The sequence below is a fragment of the Bradyrhizobium zhengyangense genome, assembly GCF_022012435.1.
Lineage (GTDB): Bacteria > Pseudomonadota > Alphaproteobacteria > Rhizobiales > Xanthobacteraceae > Bradyrhizobium > Bradyrhizobium zhengyangense.
On sequence record NZ_JAKLUA010000039.1, the window covers coordinates 1 to 22,866 of the forward strand.

Consider the following 22,866-nt stretch of genomic DNA (forward strand, 5'->3'; position numbering starts at 1 on the left):
TTCGCTTCGGGGTTCAAACACTGCGTTCTTGGCACATTACGATGCCGTCTGGGGAGGGCGGCAACCATCCCATCTCATCTGGTGATCTGTGATGTGTCGGCCGGGCACGCGAGTGATTCCTCTTGGCGGAAGAACCACTTGCATAACCCCGCCGGCCGCGATCACCAGTCGGCGCGGTCCTCCTCGGGATCGCGCCGACGCTGGGCTCGTAACTCCGGTCGGGCTACGCCCTCCCTACGTCACGAGCCCAGCGAAACTCTCTCACCTTGATTGACGCTGCCTTCCATCCTGATCGCCGCGCGACATGCGATAACCGTGATTTCGTGGATCCAGTCGGGGCCATCAGGTACGGCCTTGGCGGCCGTGGGGCAGGCAGAACTCTAATCGCTTAAGCATGATCGACCGATAGGCACAACGCGCCAAAGCGGGTCCTTTGTGCCGTCAGGCCCGATACTTCTTCGCAAACTCGCTCTCAGGATAGTGCTCCATCGCCGCCAGCGCGGGCCATTTCTTGTTTCGGCGACGAAGCCGTTCATGTCGTCACCGAGCATGACCCTGAAGCCTGCATCCCAAAACGCGGCGATCGTGTAGTCGATCTCGCTGTCATACCGGTCCTGTAGGATGACTGGTTGGGCGATGTCCCGCGTCGCCTCCACTACCTCTTCGTTATCAGGGACTGTCAGCAGAGCATCGATGCGGCCTTTGCCTCCAGCTCCTCGGGCTCGAGGTGCCGGGAAAGGATGTGGAGTACACGTGGTCAGGCCGACAACTGAAAACACGAGGATTCGGCGGAATCAAAGGCGATCCCGATCCGCTTGTCCGAACGCCACACCGCTCGACAGAGCCGGTGCAATTGTGCCGTCGGGATACTCAGCATGAACTCGTGCGGAATACCAATTTGACTTGGGACATCCAGATTGGCCCCACAGTCCGAGAGGTCACGAACGACGCAGCTGAAGGCGCCCCCCGGGAATTCGATCATCGCGGCTTTGAAGACGCGCCGCCGGCGTACGTGGCGTTTTTCCATGCCAGTAAAACTACGGGCAACAGATGAGTAATTGCTGAAACTTGTTGGAGAAAGTCCCGCTCGAATCGTCGGAAGCAATTAGGGATCCGTTAATCAATCGCCGCCAAGCCGAACGCGAACGATGCGCCGCCGACGATAACCAGGGTGCTCCACGGCCCCACGTCAACCAAGCGCCGAGAAGTGCAGGCACTAAGCCGAATAGAGCAATCGCGCTCGCAATCTTGTTTTGTATCGACAATGGCACGCCCCGAGCTTCCTGGAAGCCTGAACATACGCGCAATTCACTGATTCCCGGGAGGTCCTCCACGGGCACAACCGGCAGTAGCTCGCGCGAAGGCGCCGCTCATCCCTTGAGACTGCTGGTTCACGCGGGCGGGCCTGCCTCGCGCCGCGAAATCTAGACCCGATAGCAAAAGGCCCGCCGGTTGGCGGGCCTAAAGCGTGATGGCATTAAGTTCGATAGCCTGAATTTTTGAGGTAGTTGGCACATTCCTCTGGGGTGAAGGCATCGAGTGCGTGTCCGACTGCGGCGTAGACAGCGTCGACGGTCGCGCGGCCGCTTTGCGAAGCAGGTGCTTGAGCTTGGCAAAGACTTGTTCGATCGGGTTCAGGTCGGGTGAGTATTTTAGCAGGAAGAAGAGCTTGGCGCCGACCGAACGGATGAGCTGTCGCACTGCTTTGCTCCTATGGCTGCCGAGGTTATGCACTCAATCATTGGCAAGGGCTGACCCGCTTCCTCGAAGACGGACGTCTCGAGCTCGACACCAAGCCGGTCGAGAACGCCATCCGGCCAGTCTGTTTGACGAGGAAAAACGCTCTCTTCGCCGGTCATGAAATCGGGGCAGAAAACTGGGCCTTGCTCGCGTCGATCGTCGCCACCTGCAAGCTCAACGACGTCAATCCGGCCGCCTACATCGCGGAAACACTCGAGGCGATCATCGACGGCTATCCCCACAGCAGAATCGGTGACCTTATGCCGTGGCGCTTCCGTAACCCGGCCGCCTTCATTCTGATCACATCGCGCACACGGCGCATCGCAAGCCTCTCCGTCGGCAGCCAGGGTCCCCCTTCGCAAAGCCGAAAGGGGTGACCCTATGGGAGCCAGAAGAGGCCTCGTCACCCCGGGTTCGCCCTTGCGATACCCGGGCGACATCATCCCGGAACGGTGGGCGACATCGTCTCGGAATGGGTGGGCGACTTCAAATCGGAATAGTGGGCGAGATCATCTCGGAATCCTGGGCGACATCGATCGGAATCCGCACTCAGGGTGTGGCGGGTATGAGCCGGGGGCCGCTCCGCTGGCCTGGCGATGGGCCAGCGAGAATCAGAAGCCTCGGGGGCAGCCTTCGTTCCTGTGAAATTTACGGGTGGTCAGCGCGACATGAGATTGTCGCAAGGCGACAACAGCCGGACATTGGTCCCGCTCTCGTGCAGTTCCACCCAGCCCATTTCGATCGCGTATTCGATGCCGGCGCCGAACTCGGCACCGCTGGCCTTGAGCGTGAAGGGACGCCGGTTTCTCTCTCGCTTCGCTCGAGTCGAGGTCTCTCTAAGCGTCGGCAATTCTCCGGTGCCGCTGCCGCTTGGGCGTCACCTTGAGCTGCAAGCCCATCGCCGTGAGCACAGCGAGAAGAGTTGTAAAATTCGGAAGCGTTGTACGGCCTTTGAATGCACGATAGATGCTCTGCCGCTCTAGCCCGGTCTCCCTCGCCATTTCGGCGATGTTGAAGTCCACAAGAGCCGTTCCAATCGCTCTGCAAATTGCGTTGGGGTCAGCTGAGGCGAGCGCCTTGTTTAGCTCGTTAGCCAATTTTGGAGGGATAATTGGTCGGTATGTTTTCGTCATATAAAATCGCCCAAAAAGAAAAGGCCGGCTCAAGAAGCCGGCCTCGTTTATCTCAATAGGAATTGCTCAGTACTTTGCGAGCAACGGGCCGCCGAACCTATAGTTCAGGCGCACGAGGCCCATGTCAACGTCTTGGCGGATGCGGTCGGTCTGGAATGCCACCGCTATAGTCGTCGGCGTCGTGAGAGTTCGGGTCAGATCACCGAGGAAGATGTGGTCATACTCGACGCCGACCGACCAGTTCGGCGCGAAGCTGTACTCCAGTCCAGCGCCGACGGTGCCACCCCAACGATTCTCACGAGCGGCAGAAGCCAGCAGGGTGCCTGCACCAGGTGTGCCCGCAGCGACGTAGATGTCGAACTTGGTGCTGACTACCGCGCCGCCACCCTTCACGTAAAGCAACACGTTGTTCCAAGCGTAGCCGACCTGGCCCGTGATCAGACCAAAGGCATCGATGCGGGTGCGGTTGCGATCACCAGTTACAAGTGCCGAGCCTGGAAATGCGGTGCTGATATTGTCTCCGCGGAAGTCGGCCCAGTTGCCCTGACCTTCGAGGCCGAACACCCACTGCGCCGATTGCCAGCGATAGCCGATCTGGCCACCCGCCGTGCCGCCGGTTGCGTTGTGGCAGCCTTCACCGACCAGCGTACCGGTCACAGGCGTGACGAAGTCCCAGCAGGTATGGCTTGAGCCGCCCCCGCCGTTGATGCCCATATAGAAGCCGCTCCAATCGTACATCGCGGCAACCATCGGCGGCGCCTTGGTGTAGGGCCGAGCCGCGAGGTCGGCCGCGCTGGCAGGTGCCGCTATCCCGAGTGCTAATGTTCCGGCCGCAGCCACGATAAATTTTTTCATTCGAGCCTCCGCAGCAATTACGAGTCAAGGAATCCGCGTCTAACGCCCCGCTGCCAACTTATAGTAGGTCCGATTTGGGCACGTTGCTGTAGCTGGCCAGCCACACCCGCCAGTAAAGCAAGCAAAAAATTCTTGATGCTTGTTAAGTACTTGGAACCTAAAGCCTGGTGGCGAGCGTAGCGAAATGAGCGGTAACCTGACGTCAATCGCCTCGCTTCATAATCGATTTATCGCGGGTTGGGTGACAAGGACCGCGGTACGCATGGGCATGGGGAGAACCCGCTAGCTGTCGAGGCCGGCGGGTTTTCTTTTGCTGCCGCTCGTTGACAGCGCTTGGTCCGATCTAGGCAGTCGAGCGATTCCGCATTCTTAATTGACGGGTCTCGGCAGTATTGCCTTCTCGGTGCTGTTGCTGCCGGCGACAATGTTGGACCCGCGCATGCCGCAACTTATGCAGACGAACTGTGGCTCAAGCTGAGAAATCCTGATCCCGTCCGGCCATTGATCGACGTACGCGGCTGGCAGCTTGATGATATGGCTGCAGCGATAGTCCTGGCAAAACACGATCAGATCGCGCACGCCCGTCGACCGCAGATCGCCCAGCGTGATCTTGAGCTGGCGGCCGTCAGGTTCGGTGCGGTCTTTGCGTCGAGGGCGGGCCATGTCGCAGTCGAAACGCGCTGTCGGCGAGAGGCAAATTGTCAATCGGTGGTGGCCCGGAAGGCGGGCAAGCTACTGCGCGTCGTAGCTCAATTAGGCGAGTTTTCGTCGGCGTACCCTCTACGAGAACGGAGCTTGATTCGTCATGCTGGAAACCGTTCTCTTATTGCTCGGAATGGCGGCCGTCGCCTTTCTGCTGATCGCGTTCTGGGGCTTGCACAAACAAATATAAGCTGTCCCGAGAATCGCTTTTACTTCAGCTTAGCCAAACCTAACGGGGAATGGTTAGGCCCAGCGCGCGATTTCCGGACAAGAACCGCGCTGGTTCACTCTCGCATGCGTTTGCCCGTTCAGTGCAGCGTAGTTTGGACTGGTGCGCTAGGAAGCCGCAACCGCGCCTTGCAAGCATCGATTTCGGATTGATCTGGCGCAGGAAGCGCAGCGACGTTATCCAGCGCCTCGATCAATTCCGGCAACCAAGCAGCGCTCGTGACCGCGGTGCTCGAAGGTGGGCTGCTGGCCGCTCCCTGGGCCTTCATGCCGGTAACCGAGGCTGAAATGACCTCGCCGTAGATCGCGTCCAAAAGCATGCTCAACATGATCGCCATCCCCATTATTGATTGGCAATCAGGGTACGCGCGCATTGTTTCAAAGCTGCTTCGCCGCTCGGGGAATTGGCTTCGTGGCGAGCGAAACACAAAAATCCACCGCCTGAAGCCTCACGGGTGGTCAGATCGGCGCCGTGTCTTCGGGAGGAGGGGCATCTGTCGACCGTACCCGGTGCCGGGGGGCCTCGTATTCCCAGCCTCGGGGCATGTCCTGGCTGGGGCTCTGTGATCCAAGCATCAGGAGCGAACAGCATGTCAGACAAATCCGCAAATTCTAGCCGTTCTGCGCGGGACCCACAAAGAGGCATCGCGGCAGCGACGGCAATCGGCATGAATGCCTTGAAACCAATTATGCACTTTCAGGTCTCAATGCTGAGGATGTAGGCCGATAGTATTAAGAGGTTCGCGGGCAATTACAAAAAGGGATCGGAAGAAACCGCGACCGCCGTGGAGGAGCACTCAGACAAGGAACGCGCCGCGTAAATCAACGCGAATGTTACGTGAAGTCCGCTGGGATGGTCCGCCCGTGCTCCTACCCCGCCAGCAAGCGAAGCTGGCAAGGGGCGCCAAAGACAAGGAGCACGTCATGTCTCAGACACTCAATACCGCGATCGCCGTGATCGGCATCGATATCGACAAGAATTCGTTCCACGTCGTGGGCCACGATGCGCTCATTCGACGATAGTCACCGTCGCTGCGTCTGGACGCTGGGTCCGTCAACGTCCACCCGGATCGGGGCCATCAATGTGCTCGTTTCCACTGACGATAACTTTGCTTCGGTGCCGCTCTTGGAAGTTCAGCCAGAGCAGACCGAGACCAGCGACGATAAAGAAGACTGTCAATAGGTCAAGGATCACGCAAACGCCTCCATCACCCGCGTCATCGCCGGGTGCGTCCGGTTCTTCACCTTCATCCAGTGCCTCGATCGTCCTGCCTGATAGGGCCGGTCGCGCCGCTTGCTGACGATACCCTCAATCCCGAACTCGCAGGCTTTGCGAAACAACTCCGGCCCGAACTCGCCGGCCTCGAACGGCGCGACGAATATGCCGTCCGGCGGCCGGGCAAGCAGCCGCTGCAGGTTGGTCTTCCGCAGGTGGAGCGGCAGGCCGCGCAGGTGGTCTCCGTCCACGGCGAGGACATTGAAGGCGTAGAGCTGGACCTCCTGATCGTGCTTCCAACTGTGCAAGGCATTGAAGTCGGACACGCGATCGGCGCCGAGCACGACGGCCTCGCCGTCGATCGCGAATTTCTTGGTTCGGTTCTTCAGGGCCGCTTCCACGATCCACGGGAACCGCTTGGTCCAGTCGTTGCCGCCGCGCGTGATCAGGCGTACGCGGCCATGGTCGCGGATGCACAGCAGCCGATAGCCGTCCGATTTGATCTCGTGGAGATAGTCCGGGCCGGTCGGCACCATCTTCGCCACGGTCGGCAGGCATAGCTCGAACGTGCTGCGCATGGCCGGGATGTGGGTATAGTCGGCCAACATTGCGAGTCAGGAACAGCCGGCAATATCAGCCGTGACCGAAGAGTCCGGTCTGGGACTCTAACCGGCCTTCTCCAAGCCGGCCTGCAAACCGCCTTGTGACCCAACTCGGAAGTCGGCAGCGACCAAACATATTTCGCTCGATAGCTACCGCACCTGCTAAGTTTAGACGGATACACTGACCGTTCCTACCTTGGAGGCGGACATGCGACGACGGGAGTTTCTTGCTCTTGTAAGCTGCGTGGCAGCAGCTTGCCCCCTTGCTGCGCGTGCTCAGACCGCGAGGGTTTATCGCGTTGGGACGCTCACTGCCGGCCCCCCAATCTCTCCTGCGGCGGACCGTGGTAAGGTCTTCTTCAACGAACTGGCGAAACGTGGCTATGTGGTTGGACACAATTTGGTCCACGAGGCGCGTGGCGCCTCGGGCAAGCTTGAGTTGGTGCCGAAGCTAATGCAGGAGCTGAAGGCGGCGGGCGTGGACGTTGTTGTCACTATCAGCTATCCGGCAGCATCCGCGGCCAAAGTATCGGGCGTTCCGACAGTGCTCGCGTCCGGCTCTGGCGATCCGGTCAAGACCGGGTTGGTCGAAAGTCTCGCGCATCCGGGCGGAAACGTGACCGGCATAGCGGATGACGCATCGACACTTTCCACCAAACGCCTTTCTTTGCTGACGGCCTTGTTGCCCAGACTTCACCGCGTCGCGATGATTTGGAATAAGGATGATCTCGGCATGTCGATGCGTTACGAGACATCAGCAAAGGCTGCGCAGGGCGTTGGAATTACGGTTCAGCCGCTTGGCGTTCGGGAACCTGATGACTTCAATGAAGCTTTCGAGGCGATGACGCGCGATCCGCCCGACGCCATTTTGATGGTTTCGGACTCACTGACCCTACTCAACCGCAAGCGAGTGATCGACTATGCTGCCACACACCGGCTGCCGGCGATCTACGAAGCAGACTCGATCGTTCGTGACGGCGGCTTGATGTCCTATGGAGCCGATTCAAGCGAATCCTTCGAACGCGCTGCAGCGATGGTCGATCGCATTTTCAAGGGTACGACGCCAGCCGATCTCCCAGTAGAACAGCCAACACGCTACCAGTTCGTCATCAATCTAAAGACTGCGAAGTCGATAGGGCTCGAAATTCCATCGACACTGGCGGCGCTCGCGGACGAAGTGATCGAATAGGGCAGCGACTTCGGTTCTTGGCCCGTCGCGCCTGAGCACGTCTGCTTTTGATCCGCTTCTCGGGGCAAAGCGGGCGAGAGCTGCAGCTCTCAGGGTCAAGCGAGAGAGTTTGTCTGCGTCAGCCGCAGAAGCTTCCTCGACTCGTGCAGCTCGATCCAATCGCGCTCCTGGGCGAGCGTGATGCCCGCGCGAAATTCCTCAGAAACAAGCGGCCATAGGAACAGTCGTTCCAGATCAGTCTTCATTTGATCGACGTCAACGGACACCGGCGGCCCCCATCGTGATCATTCGATGATGACCCCCGTCCGACAAACGCCCCCGCGCCGAAACCCAAGCCCGTGCCCAAGCCGCGCGAGTGACTGATGGACGAGGCGCTGCGGAACATCGCGGCATACGCCGACGATCTGCGGGAGCTGATCAGGAAGCTAAAGGAACGGCTGCATTGATGCCATAGAGCGCGATCGTGCGTGTCTGTGTTTATCTTCGAGGGACGACCGCCCCCAGCCACTGATGCGTCAGCCATTAATGACTGAAGCGGACTTGCGGATCGCGCTAAGAAGTTTTGCTCTGAGAATTATCTTTACTGTCGGTTGCAGTGATCTACAGCCCGGCATTGTTCAAAGCTTACACGATGAGCTTTGCAAGAACTTTCGCCTGCTCGATCCCGAATTGCTTTTCAGGGCTGTCCTTCATCGCATCACAAATCGCTGTCGTAATAATCGCGTTCACTTGGTGCGGGTCATCCATGTGTCTGGTGCAGGTGGCGCGCTCAAGTACATGGCGGAGACAGGTTCATCTTTCTAAGTAAAGGGTACAGTCCGTCTGAACGGCAGTCTTTCGCTTCTACGATCTGGCGCGCGTTTGCATCAGCGGCTCGCTTGCTCAACTGCGAAGTGCCAGGGTTAGCAGTAGAGTGATTCACTTTCTTCAGCTTGAGATCGGTGGGATCGTGCCAGTGCCGGGACACGATTCTAGGCTCTTCGCTCGGCCTGTCTGCGTTGGCCTGAACGGTCCGCTGATGCTGCGGGAAAAGAGGATGCAACTGGTCCGCATTCAGAACATCCATATCGCTGATCTGTCTGATGGTGATCGGCAGACGATCGGCTCTGGTACCAACCGCGACCGGAAATCCCAGCTGTTTACTAGGCTTCGGCGCAGTGTCCCGCGCTAACGGTCCGATCGCACCTGCCCCGGCCAAGAAGAGTACGCCCAGCGCCATGGTACGGATCACGGTGGTTCTCCCGGTATCGCTAGCTGGGAGCGTCTTAGCCGATTGAGCTGAGATTATGGCGTTGTACAGGGCCTGAGCGCGGTGCAGGTAATTCGTAAATTGCTAGGCGAGCGCTGCTCCGTTGCTGGAACGCTGAAAACGATAGGCCCGGTCCGGGGCTGGTTGGACTTTGACCGTTCTTCCCTAGACTTGGGCGCTTGTGCATCCCATAGCCGACGGATGCTAGGACATTTTTCCTCTCGTAATGAAGTCGGTAGAACTATTGATTTTCCCTGGGACGTTGCCGTGCCATCAGGCGGCGAGCACGCGCTGATCCTGCTCCGCCGCCGTCCCCACGATCCGCCGCGCTCGGCGGCGGGCCGCTCCAGAAGCCTCGACGCCACTCAGTCCCGATAACGGCAGAATTCGTCGCCGTTATCATATTCAAAGCAAATCTTTACACGACGGTGGGGCCGATCCTTGTCCTGGATGACAATCATCGCTTGTCAAATCGGTAGAGGTCGTCGTTGATGGACGACAAAGTCAAAGTCAGATGCCCGTTCTGCACTAAGCTGTTCAACGACGATCACTGAGGGTGCGTGACGGCCATCAGATCAACTGCCATCAGCGTGTGCCGCCTCATTACCTTCACGAAGGATACGGAAGACCCCTTCATGCGGCGGGCCTTGAAAGCGGCGCGAGAGATAAGAGCCGCAATTGACGCAGAAAAGCTCGCACGTCTGCGGGCGTCATCGGACTATTCGCAAGACCAGTGACACAATCTACTTAGGGTTTTCGGCTGTAAGGGATCCCATAGCGCGCACTCACCTGCGAGCAGATGACGCGAGTTTCGATGTCACCAGCGCAAATAGCTGATTGTTTTTAAGATGTCTTGCAGTTTGTCAGTGATATCTCTTTCAGATCCACAATCGGCAAGAAGATGTTGTAGCTCGCTGATATCATCGTCGAAGGCCATCGCGAGCAGCGCGCCCTGTTGTCCTGTTAGCGGGTCGGGCCCGATCCGAGCCAACTTGCGGATCAACAAATCATAAGCATCTCGCATATCCGCAACGTTAACTGTCCTCCACTCGCGGTCGATTGTTGCCTCTGTTGCGCAGTGCGTCATGCAATCCAACATCGCGGATATAAATCTTCGCATGTCATTTTGCATACCCCACGTCCTATTACGAACCAATGACCACCCGTTGACCACTTCTGTTTGTCTTGGCGCCGACAAACCGAACACCAACACGGCTCCCGTCAACCCAAATCAGTTCGCACCGTCGAAATGCCAGTCCTGTAGACGATAACACCAGAAAGAATTCCTGTGCCTTCAGCGGCTCGACTGACCCATCGACCTCAAGCTGGGCGCCCGTCGTTGAAGCGTCGAGAAGGACGCAGCTTCGCTGCCATGTCCCGTCCACGCCCATGATCCTGACGGTATGCTTATGGTCAAACCGGATACGTTCCGATTTTCGATTGCTTCCGAGCATTTGCAATTCTCAGCCAATTATCCATTCTTGAATGAGTGCGGCGCCTCCTTGCGCGCCGCTTCCGTGAACACTTGAGCCTCGCAACGCGCACAAGGATTGAAATAGAACCTTGCGAGCGCTAGGCGCAGGACCGCTACGAGCGCAGCTCCGAACTGCTGAGTTCGAAATGACCTTTGCCGGAAATTGGTGCTCCGGCAGTCCCTTTCAACGATTAAAATCCGATGAACGCAGTTTCACACAAATTATTTAAGAGAAAGTTGTGCGATTGCATCACGAGAACGTGCGCCGTATGAGTTGCACACAAATACGGGCGCGGATGGTTCATGTCTGTACAGCCGGAGATTGATTCGCTGCCTCACCCGTGCACTCGGATTGTTTGCCAGCGCAACCGCGCGAGCCTTGGTGGGGGACCTTTGCTGCTCCATCCAACCTTAAAAGGCATCTTGTCCCGTGTGCTGCGGGCTGCCGGATAGTCCGACGTGACTTCGGTGCTGGCTTGGTGCGGATGCATGAAAACAGGCATCGGCGGCGAGCTGCCGACGTAGCGATAGACTGCGCGGGAGAGCGCCCCGCTGGCGGCTTGGGGCTGGTGACGCTGCAGGGCTTCACCTACGCCACCGCGATCTACTCGACTTCGATCATCTTTGGGGATCGTAAGCTGCGGACGTAACAACCTAGGGTGTGCGGGACGGTTGCTCGACGCTCTCCAGCTTGGTAAAATTTTTAACGCAACTATTTACTTGAAAATTCCGCTTCAGCGCTAGGAGTGATCTCACGCCTGCTGTCGATTCCGTGAATCTCGCTCTTCTCTTAGTCAGGTGCGTCGAGCGCACAACGGGCTTCCAACCCATCCGAAGTATCCAGCCATCGACCGCTATTTGAGGACTAACCGGAAGCTGATCATGCGAGTCCACCTCATTGGCGACACCCTTGGCAAGCTCTCAAGATTGCGCGCGAGTCTTACTTCGGAATACACTCTTAGCTCCGAACTATTAGGCGGGGGGGCTCTACAAATTGCGGCAGTCGATGCCATAGTCATCGACGCGGATATGCGCAACCTGGAAAGCATTTCCGCTCTCAAGGAACGGGCAGCAAGGCTAAACCAGGTTCGTCGGCGCGTGTTTTTGGTCGAGCAAACCAGAAGGCTCTCGATAGCGCAGGCCTACGCGCTTGGAGCGACTCAGGTTCTTCCCAGCACGCTCACGCCTGCGCAGCTGATGGCTGAATTGGACCAGTCGAGGTCATCGCCTATCGAGATCGGTGCAACTAGGATGGGCGTGCGGGTCGTGACCGCGGCGGGAGCCTCGAGCATAGCATCGATGTTCCAGGCGGTGTTGAGAGGTGGGGCGGTCGATGTCGACGAAGCAAGAGATGCGGGCAAAAAGATCGCAGACAGTATTGCCGAGCATGGCCTGTCGAATTGGCTCGAATCCGTTCGGCGTCATCATGAGGGGACTTATCAGCATTGTCTCCTGGTAACAGGCGTTGCCGTCGATTTCGGCTTGAGCCTGGGTTTGAAACAGATTGACATGGAAAGGTTATACACAGCCGCTATGTTTCACGACATCGGCAAGGCCGCTATTCCGCTTTCAATTCTCGACAAACCGGGTCGCCTCGACGGGGGCGAACGCGACCTGATTGAGACTCACCCGGTGGCTGGTTACGAAGCCCTCAAAGACAACGCAGGTATCTCGCCAGAAGTACTCGATGCAGTCCGTCACCATCATGAATATCTCGACGGCAGCGGGTATCCCGACGGGCTGTCCGCACACAGCATCTCCGATATCGTTCGGTTGCTGACGATTTGCGATATCTTTGCTGCGCTGATCGAACATCGACCATACCGTTCCACCATGTCACGTGAGGACGCCTATGGTATTGTCAGCGGCATGGACGGCAAGCTGGAGAAGCCGCTGGTTGGTGCCTTCAGAGAGGTAGCTCTAACGAGGTAAGGAGCAGGATAGAGACCATATGACACACGATTGGCATATTGTCTTGGCCGAAGTGCTGGCCAAGGGCAAGACCGATACGGCACGGTGCTGGATCGACGTCCGGGACGACCGGCCGTTTGGCGGCGCCGGGCCGCCGGCGGCGATGTTCTACTAGAACTCATCGAAGCGACCATCGGTCGACTTCTTCCATAACAAGGCATAGGTAATTTAGAAATTCTTCCATAACGTCCAATATCCGAATCTTCCCGGGACTGACATTTCGCAGCCTGATGTCGCGAACACCCATTGTTCGGGTTTCGAGCGGTTAATCCTCCGGCGGACCATCGTAACCATTTCGCAGCTAACTTCCGGCAAGCTTGCGGCTTTCCCCGGCAAAGCCGCCGGGTGCGAGGATTGCCATGACCCCAAAATTCGAAGCCGAAGTAGCGCAACTTGCGCGGGAAATCAAAGCTAGAAGACGGTATATCGATGACCAAGGCGCGCTGATCGATGTCCTTGAGCGTGACGGACACGACGTGCTCGAACAACGCAACGCCCTCGCAAAAGAGCGCTCGGATCTCGCCGTGCGGATCGCACGACACTTTCGGCTGTTAGAGCAAATCGCGAGCGATGATCTGCCGGTGCGCGGATGAGGAGGTGACCTCATGGAGGAGCGTCGCGAAGTAGAGCGTACAAACGTCGACGAGATCGCTTACATCTCGGGTGACGGCGCCAGCCTACGTTGCCGCGTGTTCAACATCTCGGATAAAGGTGCGGCAATTGAGCTCCCGACAAAGCAGCATATGAGGTCAATTTTCCAATTGATGTTTGAAAAGGATCGCAGCGTTAGAGACTGCCGCCTGGTCTGGTCGAGTGGCAATCGTGTCGGTGTCGTCTTCGTAGACAAACCCGCCGAGGAGGGCGCTGCTTGACCGTTGTCCGAGCGGCATCATTTCGCTTTTCGCGTTTCGCGTTGGATAATTGCGATAGAGCGTAGTGCTGGTGCATGACAGCGTCGGCTAGCGGCTCGTTTCTGCATAACCTCGAATACGCGCATCCCGCTTCAGGAGCGTTTCGCCTCCCAAACAAGCATCCATCCTAGGTCCCCATTTTGATGATCCTCTGCGCCATTCGGACATTGGCGTAATCGATCATCTTTTCGTCCAAGGTAACAGCCCCCGTTCCGCGCGCCTCGGCTTGGGCCATCGCCTCGACGATCCTCCGGGCGCACGTTAGTTCGTCATCGGATGGCCGGAAGGCGTTTAGCGTCGGTTCGATCTGGCTCGGATGGATCACCTGCTTGCCGTCGAAGCCCATCGCCGCCGCCTTCAGTGCGCTGCTTGCGGTCATCTTGGCATCGCGAAAAGCGCCGCACGGACCGTCGACGGCACGGAGCCCGAACGCCCGTGCCGCTACCAGAACGCGCATCATGGGGTAGGCAAAGAGATCTAACGGCACGTTTGGATAGCCGCTCTGAGCGGAGCCCACGTGGCGATAGCCCTCTGGCGAAGCCCCGATCCCCGAGGATCGCGCTCCAATCGAGGCCGCGAAATCCCCAACGCCGAGATGAAGGGCCCCCACGCTTGAGTGAGAAGCGGCGAGCAGGTCGACATTAACAAGTCCCAGCGCCGTTTCGATCAGTAATTCGAGCTCGATGGGCTTCGCGCGATCCGGGGCCGCGGCTCGCAACCCATCCGCTATCCCGCAAATGTCGCTCGCCCGCTCGGCCTTCGGCACGATCACCGAATCCAGTCTGGGAAGCGCCGCCAATGCGCGGATTTCGCGCTCGATGAATGGGCTGTCGACCCGGTTTAGGCGCACCGCGACGAGTTTCTCTTCCCAATTTAGGGAGGTCAACGAACGGACGGCCTCGTCCAACGCTGTTTTCTTTTCGGACGGCGGGACGGCGTCCTCAAGATCCATGAAGACCGCATCTGCCGCCGAATCGGCTGCTTTAACGACCATCTCGGAACGATGTGCAGGCACGGCCAAATACGCGCGGGTTGGACGCTGATCGTGATTCGTCACGTCTTCTCCCCAAGGCCAAGTTCGGCGAGAATGGATCGATTGTGCTGTCCGACCGCCGGTACGGGATCTATCCGAGGTGAGAAGCCGGGAATGGTGAGAGCTGGCAGGAAGCTCATCACTGGACCGCACTCGGTCTCCACAGTTCGAACCCGGCCACGATTCCGAAGCTGTTCGTGCTGAAGGAAGGATTCGACGGAATTCATTCTTGCGTTGGCGATCGACGCCTCATCGAGCAACCGCAGCACCTCCTCGCTGGTCTTGGAAGCAAAACGTTCCTCGATGTGCCGCTGCAGCGCGTCCCGATTCTGCATGCGGAGCGGATTGGTGCAGTACAGCGGATGGTCTGCCAAGCCCGGGTCTCCTAAGACTAGGGAGCACAGAGCCTTCCATTCCCTGTCGTTCTGAATTCCGAAGAAGATCGTCTTGCCATCCCCGACCCGGAACGGACCATACGGCGCGATAGTCGCGTGCTTTGCCCCCGTCCTGGGAAGCGGTGCTCCGGTGCTGTGCGTATAATAGGCCGGATAGCTCATCCAATCCGCGATCGAATCGAACAAAGACGCCTGAAAAGCAGTGCCCTTGCCGGTCTTCTCCCGCCGGTACAGAGCCATCAGAACCCCGTTGAGAATGTACATGCCGGTCGCGATGTCCACGACGGACAGTCCGACCTTCGCGGGCTCAGCTTCTGTACCATTTACTGCGAGCACACCAGCCTCGCATTGAACCAAGAGGTCGTAAGCCTTCTTGTCGCTGTAGGGACCATCGGACCCATACCCTGAAACGTCGCAGGCGATAAGGCGGGGAAACCTCCGCAAAAGCGTTGCTGAGTCCAACCCCAGTCGGTTTGCAGCGCCTGGGGCGAGGTTCTGAACGAAGACATCTGCTCTCGGAAGCAAGGCGTCGAGAACCTCTTTGCCTTGCGGGCTTTTGATGTCGATTGCGAGACTTTCCTTGGACCTGTTGGTCCAGACGAACTGGCTCGATATGCCATTCATCACATGGTCGTAGTCCCGGCAGAAATCTCCCTCACCCGGTCGCTCGATCTTGATGACGCGCGCTCCCCAGTCCGCAAGATGCCGACTGGCGAGAGGGGCTGCTATCGCCTGTTCGAGGGAGACAACGGTCACCCCCGACAGCGGCAAATCCGCGTCATTTCTATCCATGCTGAAGCCTCACCTTCTGTATTCGTGCTTCAGCCTATCCAATCCCGCGCGGGCAGCAAGCTATCGATTATGACCACACTGGTGATGGGCTCGCCGGGCGCGCGCGGCTGCCTTACCGATTGAGTGCCTTGGTCGCCTCGCGCTTGAAGAGCGGAGGGCTTGGTGCCTAAAGGAGAGAGATCTCCAAACGGAAGGGCGGACGTGCCAATCGTGTTGTATCGCTGGCTCAAGCAAGCTGACGCTTTGTGAAGTGCCTCACAAAGGAACCGTCCAGCCAGTCATTGCGCGAATCGCTGGGGTTGTTGACAGAAGTGATGCGGTAAGATTTGATATCTCTCTAAATTGCCGGTGTTTTTTCAGCGTCCTTTTTCATCCGAAGCTATCTCGACTGCGCTGCCAATCTGAATTGAGTAGGCATCTCACAAAGGGCCTTCGTGCATCGGTAGCTTTGTTCGGAGATTATTTATGTCCGATACAACATCGTCCTGGAACCGTGTCAAGAACATCTCCGGCTTCAGCGACGGCGTTCATACGATCGCGCCGCTGGCGGCGCCACTGACATTGCCGACCAGCGGAGTTGCGCCCGACAGCGCAGGTGCATCACTGCACTACTATGTGCGCTTCTCGATGTATGACGGGACGACCTTCACGGTCGACGGCAACAAGCTGTTCGGCCTGCACGGCTTCTCGTTCAGCGACGACCAGACGCTCAATATCGGCAGTCAGTCGACGGGAGCGGGGGCGGGCAAGGTCACCTTTAATCCGCTGCATCTGAGCTTCTCCCAGCTCGGGCTCGATCCAAAGCTATTCCAGATGCTGGCCTCCGGGACACCGTTCAAGGAGGTCGATGTCCTCGGCTATCACGGGGGCGGCGATGCCAGCCACCTTGCTGTAGACTACAGCTTCGGTTTGGCAGCCGCCAAAACCTTGGGCGTGGATAACAGCGGGATCACTACGCTCGACCTGGAATACGGCGCTGAAGCCATCCAGATCTACAATCAGCATCTCGACGGATCGTACTCGTCGATGCCGGATGCAACATCGTCCTGGAACCGTGTCAAGAACATCTCCGGCTTCAGCGACGGCGTTCATACGATCGCGCCGCTGGCGGCGCCACTGACATTGCCGACCAGCGGAGTTGCGCCCGACAGCGCAGGTGCATCACTGCACTACTATGTGCGCTTCTCGATGTATGACGGGACGACCTTCACGGTCGACGGCAACAAGCTGTTCGGCCTGCACGGCTTCTCGTTCAGCGACGACCAGACGCTCAATATCGGCAGTCAGTCGACGGGAGCGGGGGCGGGCAAGGTCACCTTTAATCCGCTGCATCTGAGCTTCTCCCAGCTCGGGCTCGATCCAAAGCTATTCCAGATGCTGGCCTCCGGGACACCGTTCAAGGAGGTCGATGTCCTCGGCTATCACGGGGGCGGCGATGCCAGCCACCTTGCTGTAGACTACAGCTTCGGTTTGGCAGCCGCCAAAACCTTGGGCGTGGATAACAGCGGGATCACTACGCTCGACCTGGAATACGGCGCTGAAGCCATCCACGTTTTTAATGTCAATCAACCACCGGTCGCGCAGGATGGTACCCTGTCGGGGAGCGAAGACCACAGCATTTCAGGGCAGGTCAGCGCGATTGTTCCCGACCCGCTCACAGGCTCGATTGCGTTTAATCTTGTCAGCGGCCCTCAGCACGGAACGATAGACTTTCAGGCAGATGGTTCATTTGTTTTCACCCCAAGCCCAGACTTTAACGGCAATGATTCCTTTACTTTCCAAGCCAACGATGGAGACCTCACGTCTGATACTGCAACGTTCAAGCTTAGTGTTAGCGAGGTGAACGATGCCCCGGTAACCGCCGGGGATTTTAAGACCGGCAGCGAAAACAAGCAGATCGTGTTTGCTGCATCAGATTTGAGTGCCAATGACACGCCCGGTCCCGCCAATGAGGCTGGACAACATCTATTGGTGACATCTGTCTCTCGAACTGCAGACACACACGGCCAGGTCTCTCTGGCAGACGGCCAAATCGCCTACACGCCTGATAAGGATTATGTCGGAGAAGCATCATTCAATTATACCGTCACGGACGACGGAACCACGAATGGTGAGCCGGACCCGCAAAGCAGCTTGGGAACTGTCACCGTCAATATCTTGTCCAGCAAGGCCTTGACCTATCTCTTGAAGGTGGACGGGATCAAGGGCGATTCGACGGTGAAGGGCTATGAGGGCGCCTTCACGGTTGACGAGTTCACGTTCAACGAGCTGACCAAGCTGAGCACTGCAGGTGGCGGGGGCGGGGCCGGCAAAGCGCAGTTCGATCCGCTGACGGTCGACATCGGCAAGCTCTCGCCAGGGCTGGTGACGCTGCTGGGGGATGCGGCCACCGGCAAGCACATCCCCACGATCGAGCTGGTCGGTCTAAAGCCGCAAGGCGATACGCTGCAGAAGATCTATGATCTGAAGCTGAGCGATGCGACGGTGGCAGGCTATGCCAGTGATGGCGGCCACGATACGGCGATCGCCTTCAACTTCAACAGGGGAAGCGAGACCATCGCTGGCCAGGACGACAAGGGAGCGCTGACTGCCGGTCAAACCTTCAACTTTACCGGAGGCTCCCTGGCGCCGGTCGACCATGATACCCTGACCGCGTTTGCGCACGATCACAGTGGCGCCCAGCTGACCTACCTCTTGAAGGTGGACGGGATCAAGGGCGATTCGACGGTGAAGGGCTATGAGGGCGCCTTCACGGTTGACGAGTTCACGTTCAACGAGCTGACCAAGCTGAGCACTGCAGGTGGCGGGGGCGGGGCCGGCAAAGCGCAGTTCGATCCGCTGACGGTCGACATCGGCAAGCTCTCGCCAGGGCTGGTGACGCTGCTGGGGGATGCGGCCACCGGCAAGCACATCCCCACGATCGAGCTCGTCGGTCTAAAGCCGCAAGGCGATACGCTGCAGAAGATCTATGATCTGAAGCTGAGCGATGCGACGGTGGCAGGCTATGCCAGTGATGGCGGCCACGATACGGCGATCGCCTTCAACTTCAACAGGGGAAGCGAGACCATCGCTGGCCAGGACGACAAGGGAGCGCTGACTGCCGGTCAAACCTTCAACTTTACCGGAGGCTCCCTGGCGCCGGTCGACCATGATACCCTGACCGCGTTTGCGCATCTGCACACGGATCTATTCTTGGTCTGATTAGTCCGACAGACATCACGATCAAAATGTGCGCCGAGACAAAAAGGTGGTGCATCAGCTATCTCGTTCACTGACCGCATTCCAACAACTGGTCGACGAAACCTCCAGCCGTCAGCTGATACGTATCCATTCGGCGTAGGCCGCAGGGTTACCGCCTGAGCAGTCCAGGGTTCTCTCTATAGAACCTGATCAGCTCGATGAGGTTTTCGATTCCAAAGTCGGTGAACGCCTGGATGCCGTGTTCTCCGACGCCATAGACCCAGATGACGCCGTCCTCGATCTCCATTTCGTTGGCGATGTCCCACAGCCAATCTTCGTCTTCGCCGAGGTCTTTCGCGACCTGGGTGATGGTGGTGACGTGATGGACCTTGTTGACGTGCGTGGTCATGCCGCTCGAGCGGAGAGTGCTGACGCCGGCGTCCAATTCCAGGGCAGAAGTTCGTCCAGCCGATGAGCCGGATGGGCGGCAATGCGGGCGAGGATATCGGCGAGCCAGGTCTGCGGGTCGATGCCGTTCATTTTCGCCGTGACGATGAGGCTGTACATGGCTGCGGCGCGCCGCCCTCCGCGATCAGATCCGCAGAACAGCCAGGACTTCCGTCCAAGAGCGATGCCTCGCAAGCCCCGTTCGGCGGCATTGTTGGAGAGACACACGCGTCCATCTTCCAGGAACAGCGTGAAGCTCGTCCATCGCTTCAGGATATAGTTGAACGCCTTGGCCAGGTCGTGCCCACGGGAGAGCTTGGCGAGCTGTTCCCGCATGTAGACCTGAAGATCATCGACCAAGGGACGGCTCAGCGTCTGCCGCACCTGAACACGCTCCTCCGCGCTCCTGCCATTGATGGAGCGTTCGATCTCGAACAGCGCATCGATCCGGCGCACGACCTCGACCGCGATGGGCGAGAGCGGGATCTCCTTTTTGCCGGCAGCCTTGCGCCGCGCATTCTCTTCGATGTCGGCCATGGCGAAGAACGGACGCCTTCCATGCGACCAGCAGGCAGCCTCCCGTATCGGTCCGGGCTGGCGTCCCGCCAGATAGAGTTGGTTGTACCCGTCATAGGCGTCGGCCTGCAGGATGCCGGCATATCGGGCCAGATGCCCCTGGGGATGCTCGCCCTTGCGGTCGCGCGAGTAGTAGAACATCGCCGCTGGCGGGCCGGCTCCACCAAATGGCTTGTCGTCCCGCACGTAGATCCAGCACCGCCCCGTGTCGGTCTTACCCTTAGCCAGCACCGGCACGGTCGTATCGTCCGCATGAAGGCGCTCGGCCGCCATGACATGGGCCTCGAGGCGGCGCAGCAACGGATCTAGCGAGGCACAGACCGCCCCAACGGCATCCGCCATGGTCGACAGTGCGATCGGCACGCCTTCCAGAGCGTAGCGCTCGGCCTGGCGGTTCAACGGCTGATGTTGGCCGAACTTCTCGAACATGATCATGGCCAGGAGGCTCGGGCCAGCCCATCCCCTGGCGATGGCATGGAATGGGGCCGGCGCCTGGCTGATCTTCTCGCAGTCGCGGCAGGAGAACTTCTCCCGAACCGTCTCGATCACCTTCCACTGGCGCGGCACCACTTCCAGCGTGCGGGTCACATCCTCGCCGAGCTTGCGAAGGCGATTGCTGCCGCAGCATTCACAAGCCGTAGGCCCATCGATCACCACCCGTTCCCGTGGCAGATGCTCAGGGAAGGTCTGGCGCTCGGCACGCTGGCGCGTAAATCCACGCACCGTCGTCGTCTTCGCCACGGCCCGTTCCGCCGCAAGCTCGTCCTCGGTGGCGTCGGCTTCCAGCTCTTCGAACGTCAGCGCCAACTGCTCGATCAGCCGCGCGGAACGCTCTGACCGTTGCCCATAGATCTGATGTTTTAGCTTGGCGATCTGCAGCTTCTGCTGGGCAATCAGCGCTTCGTCTTGCGACGCTTTCGCGCGGGCGACCGCGAGTTCAGCGGCGACCTCCAAACCCTTCGCGCGCTCGACTGCCAGCGCCTCTTTCAGGACGGCAATGTCATCCGGAACAGCGTCGCGATCAGCATCCATGCGACGCAGTGAATCACAAGTTGGACGCGTTGGGACTCCTCAAAATGCCGGCAACCGCAGATTTTCCTAGATCAGCCCGCGCTCTGCGGTCGCCAGCTCAGTTGCGGATTCCTCCAGTCAATTCCTTCCAGCATATAAGCCATCTGCGCCGCGGAGATCGACACCGCGCCGGCCGAGGCCGACGGCCAGATGAACTTGCCGCGATCCAGACGCTTGGCGTAGAGCGACATGCCTAACCCGTCATGCCAAAGGATCTTGACTAGATCGCCGCGGCGGCCCCGGAAGATGTAGAGATCGCCAGCGTGCGGATCGCGCTTCAGGCTCTCCTGAACCGTAAGAGCCAGGCTTCGCATGCCGCGACGCATGTCGGTGTGGCCAGTGGCGATCCAAACCCTGACGCCGCTCGGAATCGGGATCATCGTCGCCGCAGCAGCTCAAGAACTCGCTGCAGCGCCTCAACGTCTACGTCACGGTCAACGCGAACGCGACAGCCGCCGCCAAGCTCGATCTCGATGATTCCAGCCCTTGCACGCTGCGCAGGCGGGGAAGATGCCGGTTGTGGCGCGTCGCTCGAGATCGGAGCCGCCACCGGCGTGATCTCGACGGGAACGAGAGCTGACACGGAATCTCCGCCCAGTCGACCCTGGCGCGCTTGTCGACGCCAGGTGAACAGCAGGCTGTGAGCCACCCCGTGCCGGCGTGCGACGCCGCAGACCGTCTCGCCGGCCTGCAAGGTCTCTTCGACAAGGCGAACCTTCTCGTCGTAACTCCATCGTCGCCGACGCTCGGCGCCCAACACATTGACCTGCATTCGCCCCGTGACCTTAAAGCTAGACTTAAGGTCAAATCCTCGGGCCGCCCCTCAAACTACACAAGGCGGCCGACGCCGGAGGGATACGCTGATACACCCCGCGTCGACGTTGGGTTTCGGGGCCACTGCCGACGAAATTTGGGCAGCGGTAGGCTGCCGGCTTGTGTCCTTTGCTGCGTGAAAACAAAGAGTCGAATAGATATCGTCTCGGGGATTTCGGAGACGATCGATGCGACGGTTCATTGAACGCGCGGATCGCGTTCAATCAACGTTTTTGCCGGAATGTCTCGAGTATTGGGTCGGCGGGAGCAATCCTCTTCGCGTTGCCGATGAGTTTGTCGAAAACTTGATCTCGACGGGATGCGCTTTGAGGACATCGACCGTTGGCGACCGGGCGACGCGGCGATCATCCAGCGGTGCTGTTCAAGGTGTTGGTCAGAACTAGCGAGCTACGCGCAGTGGATGCGGGTGAAACCTAGGGCACAACCGAAGCAGCAGAAATGTTGGGAGTTGCTTCCACAGCGTGCCGAAAGCAAGCTTCTCGCTAACCTTTTCACTCCACAGCCGGTTCCTAAGCTCATAATTGCACAGACAAAGTGTGAACTGGCTGACAGAGAATTGGCATATTGCTTGCTACAGAGAGATGGCAGGGAGAAGCTGTATGGAAACGAAACAATACTTTCAAGCTAAGTCGGCGTTTTGCGTTGAGCGTTCGAAAATGCAGGGCGAAGACGAAGTCTTTTGGATGGCCGAGGCCGACTTAGTAAAGCGGCTTGCGATCAATGCTGAACGGCAGCGCAAGCTAGCCGTCCGGCATGCAGGTAACGGTTTGTCGGCCTAGCAGGGTGTTGAAGAACTCAGCCGCGTTCGCAAACGAAGGCTGAATCGTCGCCATTGTGGATGTAGAAGTGGCCGACGAGCCTGCCCGCAGTGCCGATCGTAGCCCATCCGCGACCGCAGGACGGGTCATCTTCGTCGTGCCCTTGCCATGGGAACTCGGCGCAGGCCGATCCGTCGCGGGTGCCGTACCGGACGTCGAGAAAGCCTTTCAGCGCACCGAACGCGATTTCACCGTCGGACTTGCCTTCGAAGGTGAGATGCGCCTCTTCGACGAGGTCGAGGAAGTCGCTGTCCCAGAAGTCCATCTCGACGATGCGCCAGCGGCCGACAAAGGCCTTGGCGAAGCCGGGCGCCTTGGCCATCAGCCGGTCTCCGCGATCAGCTTGGGCAGCCGCACCAGATTGTAGGCGGTTGCAGCGAAGGTAAAGGCCCATCCGACGCGATCACGGCCACGGAAGCTGGTCTTCTCTTGCCCGGCGACCGTTTTGAT

The 22,866-nt window shown here is 58.8% G+C and carries 26 protein-coding genes and 3 pseudogenes; 8 read left to right on the forward strand and 21 right to left on the reverse strand.

Annotated elements, in window-relative coordinates:
- Positions 1 to 757: 757 nt before the first annotated feature.
- Together L6637_RS40715 and L6637_RS40720 are read right to left on the reverse strand one after the other, a co-directional pair.
- A complete protein-coding gene (locus L6637_RS40715) occupies positions 758 to 1,105 on the reverse strand; it encodes a PilZ domain-containing protein (RefSeq protein WP_333909311.1) in 348 nt (115 codons plus the stop codon).
- A gap of 372 nt (positions 1,106 to 1,477) precedes the next feature.
- Positions 1,478 to 1,728 (reverse strand): annotated as a pseudogene (locus L6637_RS40720) (transposase); the annotation flags it as partial.
- Between L6637_RS40720 and L6637_RS40725 the strand changes: the two are divergent.
- Positions 1,728 to 2,018, forward strand: a pseudogene (locus L6637_RS40725) (IS66 family transposase); the annotation flags it as partial. The pseudogenes L6637_RS40720 and L6637_RS40725 overlap by 1 nt on opposite strands.
- A 380-nt stretch (positions 2,019 to 2,398) precedes the next feature.
- Here L6637_RS40725 and L6637_RS40730 read toward each other — a convergent pair.
- The 6 genes from L6637_RS40730 to L6637_RS40750 form a co-directional block, all read right to left on the reverse strand.
- Complete coding sequence (locus L6637_RS40730) at positions 2,399 to 2,590, reverse strand: hypothetical protein (protein ID WP_237874244.1); 192 nt, start codon at positions 2,588 to 2,590, stop codon at positions 2,399 to 2,401.
- Entirely contained in the window at positions 2,577 to 2,873 is a 297-nt protein-coding gene (locus L6637_RS42745; RefSeq protein WP_333909310.1) for an addiction module antidote protein, read from the reverse strand. The genes L6637_RS40730 and L6637_RS42745 overlap by 14 nt, the downstream gene beginning before the upstream one ends.
- 66 nt (positions 2,874 to 2,939) lie before the next feature.
- A complete protein-coding gene (locus tag L6637_RS40735; protein WP_237874245.1) occupies positions 2,940 to 3,728 on the reverse strand; it encodes an outer membrane protein in 789 nt (262 codons plus the stop codon).
- Positions 3,729 to 4,097: 369 nt separating this feature from the next.
- Positions 4,098 to 4,391 carry a hypothetical protein gene (locus L6637_RS40740; protein WP_237874246.1) on the reverse strand — a complete coding sequence of 98 codons (294 nt, stop codon included), beginning with the start codon at positions 4,389 to 4,391 and terminating at the stop codon, positions 4,098 to 4,100.
- A 347-nt stretch (positions 4,392 to 4,738) separates the two neighbouring features.
- Positions 4,739 to 4,987 (reverse strand): hypothetical protein, encoded by a 249-nt coding sequence (locus L6637_RS40745; RefSeq protein ID WP_237874247.1) that lies wholly within the window; start codon positions 4,985 to 4,987, stop codon positions 4,739 to 4,741.
- Between the two features lie 862 nt (positions 4,988 to 5,849).
- Positions 5,850 to 6,482, reverse strand: a complete 633-nt coding sequence (locus tag L6637_RS40750) for an ATP-dependent DNA ligase (protein ID WP_237874249.1) — start codon at positions 6,480 to 6,482, stop codon at positions 5,850 to 5,852.
- Between the two features lie 202 nt (positions 6,483 to 6,684).
- Here L6637_RS40750 and L6637_RS40755 point away from each other — a divergent pair, with 202 nt between their 5' ends.
- A complete protein-coding gene (locus L6637_RS40755) occupies positions 6,685 to 7,665 on the forward strand; it encodes an ABC transporter substrate-binding protein (RefSeq protein ID WP_237874250.1) in 981 nt (326 codons plus the stop codon).
- A 95-nt stretch (positions 7,666 to 7,760) separates the two neighbouring features.
- Here L6637_RS40755 and L6637_RS40760 read toward each other — a convergent pair whose 3' ends face one another.
- The 5 genes from L6637_RS40760 to L6637_RS40775 all read right to left on the reverse strand — a co-directional run bounded on the left by L6637_RS40760 (position 7,761) and on the right by L6637_RS40775 (position 10,368).
- Complete coding sequence (locus L6637_RS40760; protein ID WP_237874251.1) at positions 7,761 to 7,931, reverse strand: hypothetical protein; 171 nt, start codon at positions 7,929 to 7,931, stop codon at positions 7,761 to 7,763.
- A 358-nt stretch (positions 7,932 to 8,289) separates the two neighbouring features.
- Complete coding sequence (locus L6637_RS42535) at positions 8,290 to 8,412, reverse strand: hypothetical protein (RefSeq protein WP_271604948.1); 123 nt, start codon at positions 8,410 to 8,412, stop codon at positions 8,290 to 8,292.
- A gap of 22 nt (positions 8,413 to 8,434) precedes the next feature.
- On the reverse strand, positions 8,435 to 8,896 hold the full coding sequence (locus L6637_RS40765; RefSeq protein ID WP_237874252.1) for a hypothetical protein: 462 nt from the start codon (positions 8,894 to 8,896) through the stop codon (positions 8,435 to 8,437).
- 835 nt (positions 8,897 to 9,731) lie between these two features.
- A complete protein-coding gene (locus L6637_RS40770) occupies positions 9,732 to 10,046 on the reverse strand; it encodes a hypothetical protein (protein WP_237874253.1) in 315 nt (104 codons plus the stop codon).
- Positions 10,047 to 10,059: 13 nt separating this feature from the next.
- Complete coding sequence (locus L6637_RS40775; RefSeq protein ID WP_237874254.1) at positions 10,060 to 10,368, reverse strand: PilZ domain-containing protein; 309 nt, start codon at positions 10,366 to 10,368, stop codon at positions 10,060 to 10,062.
- Between the two features lie 902 nt (positions 10,369 to 11,270).
- Between L6637_RS40775 and L6637_RS40780 the strand changes: the two genes are divergently transcribed.
- From L6637_RS40780 to L6637_RS40790, 4 genes are all read left to right on the forward strand, one after another.
- Positions 11,271 to 12,320, forward strand: coding sequence for an HD-GYP domain-containing protein (locus L6637_RS40780; protein ID WP_237874256.1), 1,050 nt, complete (start codon positions 11,271 to 11,273; stop codon positions 12,318 to 12,320).
- Between the two features lie 19 nt (positions 12,321 to 12,339).
- The gene (locus L6637_RS42540) at positions 12,340 to 12,474 is read left to right on the forward strand and encodes a hypothetical protein (RefSeq protein ID WP_271604952.1); all 135 of its coding nucleotides are present in this window, start codon (positions 12,340 to 12,342) and stop codon (positions 12,472 to 12,474) included.
- A 244-nt stretch (positions 12,475 to 12,718) separates the two neighbouring features.
- Positions 12,719 to 12,952 (forward strand): hypothetical protein, encoded by a 234-nt coding sequence (locus L6637_RS40785; RefSeq protein WP_237874257.1) that lies wholly within the window; start codon positions 12,719 to 12,721, stop codon positions 12,950 to 12,952.
- Positions 12,953 to 12,964: 12 nt separating this feature from the next.
- A complete protein-coding gene (locus L6637_RS40790; RefSeq protein ID WP_237874258.1) occupies positions 12,965 to 13,231 on the forward strand; it encodes a PilZ domain-containing protein in 267 nt (88 codons plus the stop codon).
- Between the two features lie 166 nt (positions 13,232 to 13,397).
- On the opposite strand, the gene L6637_RS40795 is transcribed toward L6637_RS40790, so the two are convergent.
- Together L6637_RS40795 and L6637_RS40800 are read right to left on the reverse strand one after the other, a co-directional pair.
- Entirely contained in the window at positions 13,398 to 14,327 is a 930-nt protein-coding gene (locus L6637_RS40795) for an HpcH/HpaI aldolase/citrate lyase family protein (RefSeq protein WP_237874259.1), read from the reverse strand.
- Positions 14,324 to 15,490, reverse strand: a complete 1,167-nt coding sequence (locus L6637_RS40800; protein WP_237874260.1) for a CaiB/BaiF CoA transferase family protein — start codon at positions 15,488 to 15,490, stop codon at positions 14,324 to 14,326. Before L6637_RS40800 ends, L6637_RS40795 begins: the two co-directional genes overlap by 4 nt.
- Before the next feature lie 465 nt (positions 15,491 to 15,955).
- Between L6637_RS40800 and L6637_RS40805 the strand changes: the two genes are divergently transcribed.
- Positions 15,956 to 18,691 (forward strand): type VI secretion system tube protein Hcp, encoded by a 2,736-nt coding sequence (locus tag L6637_RS40805; RefSeq protein ID WP_237874261.1) that lies wholly within the window; start codon positions 15,956 to 15,958, stop codon positions 18,689 to 18,691.
- 148 nt (positions 18,692 to 18,839) lie between these two features.
- On the opposite strand, the gene L6637_RS40810 is transcribed toward L6637_RS40805, so the two are convergent.
- The 4 genes from L6637_RS40810 to tnpA all read right to left on the reverse strand — a co-directional run bounded on the left by L6637_RS40810 (position 18,840) and on the right by tnpA (position 21,536).
- Positions 18,840 to 19,079: a hypothetical protein gene (locus L6637_RS40810; RefSeq protein ID WP_237874262.1), complete on the reverse strand. Its 240-nt coding sequence runs from the start codon at positions 19,077 to 19,079 to the stop codon at positions 18,840 to 18,842.
- The gene (tnpC, locus tag L6637_RS40815; protein WP_237874263.1) at positions 19,076 to 20,725 is read right to left on the reverse strand and encodes an IS66 family transposase; all 1,650 of its coding nucleotides are present in this window, start codon (positions 20,723 to 20,725) and stop codon (positions 19,076 to 19,078) included. Before tnpC ends, L6637_RS40810 begins: the two co-directional genes overlap by 4 nt.
- Before the next feature lie 71 nt (positions 20,726 to 20,796).
- Positions 20,797 to 21,144 carry an IS66 family insertion sequence element accessory protein TnpB gene (gene tnpB, locus L6637_RS40820; protein ID WP_271566441.1) on the reverse strand — a complete coding sequence of 116 codons (348 nt, stop codon included), beginning with the start codon at positions 21,142 to 21,144 and terminating at the stop codon, positions 20,797 to 20,799.
- Positions 21,141 to 21,536, reverse strand: a complete 396-nt coding sequence (tnpA, locus tag L6637_RS42970) for an IS66-like element accessory protein TnpA (RefSeq protein WP_377803221.1) — start codon at positions 21,534 to 21,536, stop codon at positions 21,141 to 21,143. The genes tnpB and tnpA overlap by 4 nt, the downstream gene beginning before the upstream one ends.
- A gap of 661 nt (positions 21,537 to 22,197) precedes the next feature.
- Between tnpA and L6637_RS40830 the strand changes: the two genes are divergently transcribed.
- Positions 22,198 to 22,377 (forward strand): hypothetical protein, encoded by a 180-nt coding sequence (locus L6637_RS40830; RefSeq protein WP_237874265.1) that lies wholly within the window; start codon positions 22,198 to 22,200, stop codon positions 22,375 to 22,377.
- Positions 22,378 to 22,393: 16 nt separating this feature from the next.
- On the opposite strand, the gene L6637_RS40835 is transcribed toward L6637_RS40830, so the two are convergent.
- Together L6637_RS40835 and L6637_RS40840 are read right to left on the reverse strand one after the other, a co-directional pair.
- The gene (locus tag L6637_RS40835) at positions 22,394 to 22,738 is read right to left on the reverse strand and encodes a hypothetical protein (RefSeq protein ID WP_237874266.1); all 345 of its coding nucleotides are present in this window, start codon (positions 22,736 to 22,738) and stop codon (positions 22,394 to 22,396) included.
- Positions 22,738 to 22,866: pseudogene (locus L6637_RS40840) on the reverse strand (IS5/IS1182 family transposase); the annotation flags it as partial. The pseudogene L6637_RS40840 and the gene L6637_RS40835, both read right to left, overlap by 1 nt.

What these genes read in the sequence shown, in the direction of transcription:
- L6637_RS42745 (WP_333909310.1), bottom strand. Translation starts at nt 2,873, where the DNA reads ATGACGAAAACATACCGACCAATTATCCCTCCAAAATTGGCTAACGAG.
- L6637_RS40735 (WP_237874245.1), bottom strand. Translation starts at nt 3,728, where the DNA reads ATGAAAAAATTTATCGTGGCTGCGGCCGGAACATTAGCACTCGGGATA.
- L6637_RS40740 (WP_237874246.1), bottom strand. Translation starts at nt 4,391, where the DNA reads ATGGCCCGCCCTCGACGCAAAGACCGCACCGAACCTGACGGCCGCCAG.
- L6637_RS40745 (WP_237874247.1), bottom strand. Translation starts at nt 4,987, where the DNA reads ATGTTGAGCATGCTTTTGGACGCGATCTACGGCGAGGTCATTTCAGCC.
- L6637_RS40750 (WP_237874249.1), bottom strand. Translation starts at nt 6,482, where the DNA reads ATGTTGGCCGACTATACCCACATCCCGGCCATGCGCAGCACGTTCGAG.
- L6637_RS40755 (WP_237874250.1), top strand. Translation starts at nt 6,685, where the DNA reads ATGCGACGACGGGAGTTTCTTGCTCTTGTAAGCTGCGTGGCAGCAGCT.
- L6637_RS42535 (WP_271604948.1), bottom strand. Translation starts at nt 8,412, where the DNA reads ATGGATGACCCGCACCAAGTGAACGCGATTATTACGACAGCGATTTGT.
- L6637_RS40770 (WP_237874253.1), bottom strand. Translation starts at nt 10,046, where the DNA reads ATGCAAAATGACATGCGAAGATTTATATCCGCGATGTTGGATTGCATG.
- L6637_RS40775 (WP_237874254.1), bottom strand. Translation starts at nt 10,368, where the DNA reads ATGCTCGGAAGCAATCGAAAATCGGAACGTATCCGGTTTGACCATAAG.
- L6637_RS40780 (WP_237874256.1), top strand. Translation starts at nt 11,271, where the DNA reads ATGCGAGTCCACCTCATTGGCGACACCCTTGGCAAGCTCTCAAGATTG.
- L6637_RS42540 (WP_271604952.1), top strand. Translation starts at nt 12,340, where the DNA reads ATGACACACGATTGGCATATTGTCTTGGCCGAAGTGCTGGCCAAGGGC.
- L6637_RS40785 (WP_237874257.1), top strand. Translation starts at nt 12,719, where the DNA reads ATGACCCCAAAATTCGAAGCCGAAGTAGCGCAACTTGCGCGGGAAATC.
- L6637_RS40790 (WP_237874258.1), top strand. Translation starts at nt 12,965, where the DNA reads ATGGAGGAGCGTCGCGAAGTAGAGCGTACAAACGTCGACGAGATCGCT.
- L6637_RS40800 (WP_237874260.1), bottom strand. Translation starts at nt 15,490, where the DNA reads ATGGATAGAAATGACGCGGATTTGCCGCTGTCGGGGGTGACCGTTGTC.
- L6637_RS40805 (WP_237874261.1), top strand. Translation starts at nt 15,956, where the DNA reads ATGTCCGATACAACATCGTCCTGGAACCGTGTCAAGAACATCTCCGGC.
- L6637_RS40810 (WP_237874262.1), bottom strand. Translation starts at nt 19,079, where the DNA reads ATGACCACGCACGTCAACAAGGTCCATCACGTCACCACCATCACCCAG.
- tnpC (WP_237874263.1), bottom strand. Translation starts at nt 20,725, where the DNA reads ATGGATGCTGATCGCGACGCTGTTCCGGATGACATTGCCGTCCTGAAA.
- tnpB (WP_271566441.1), bottom strand. Translation starts at nt 21,144, where the DNA reads ATGATCCCGATTCCGAGCGGCGTCAGGGTTTGGATCGCCACTGGCCAC.
- tnpA (WP_377803221.1), bottom strand. Translation starts at nt 21,536, where the DNA reads ATGCAGGTCAATGTGTTGGGCGCCGAGCGTCGGCGACGATGGAGTTAC.
- L6637_RS40830 (WP_237874265.1), top strand. Translation starts at nt 22,198, where the DNA reads ATGGAAACGAAACAATACTTTCAAGCTAAGTCGGCGTTTTGCGTTGAG.
- L6637_RS40835 (WP_237874266.1), bottom strand. Translation starts at nt 22,738, where the DNA reads ATGGCCAAGGCGCCCGGCTTCGCCAAGGCCTTTGTCGGCCGCTGGCGC.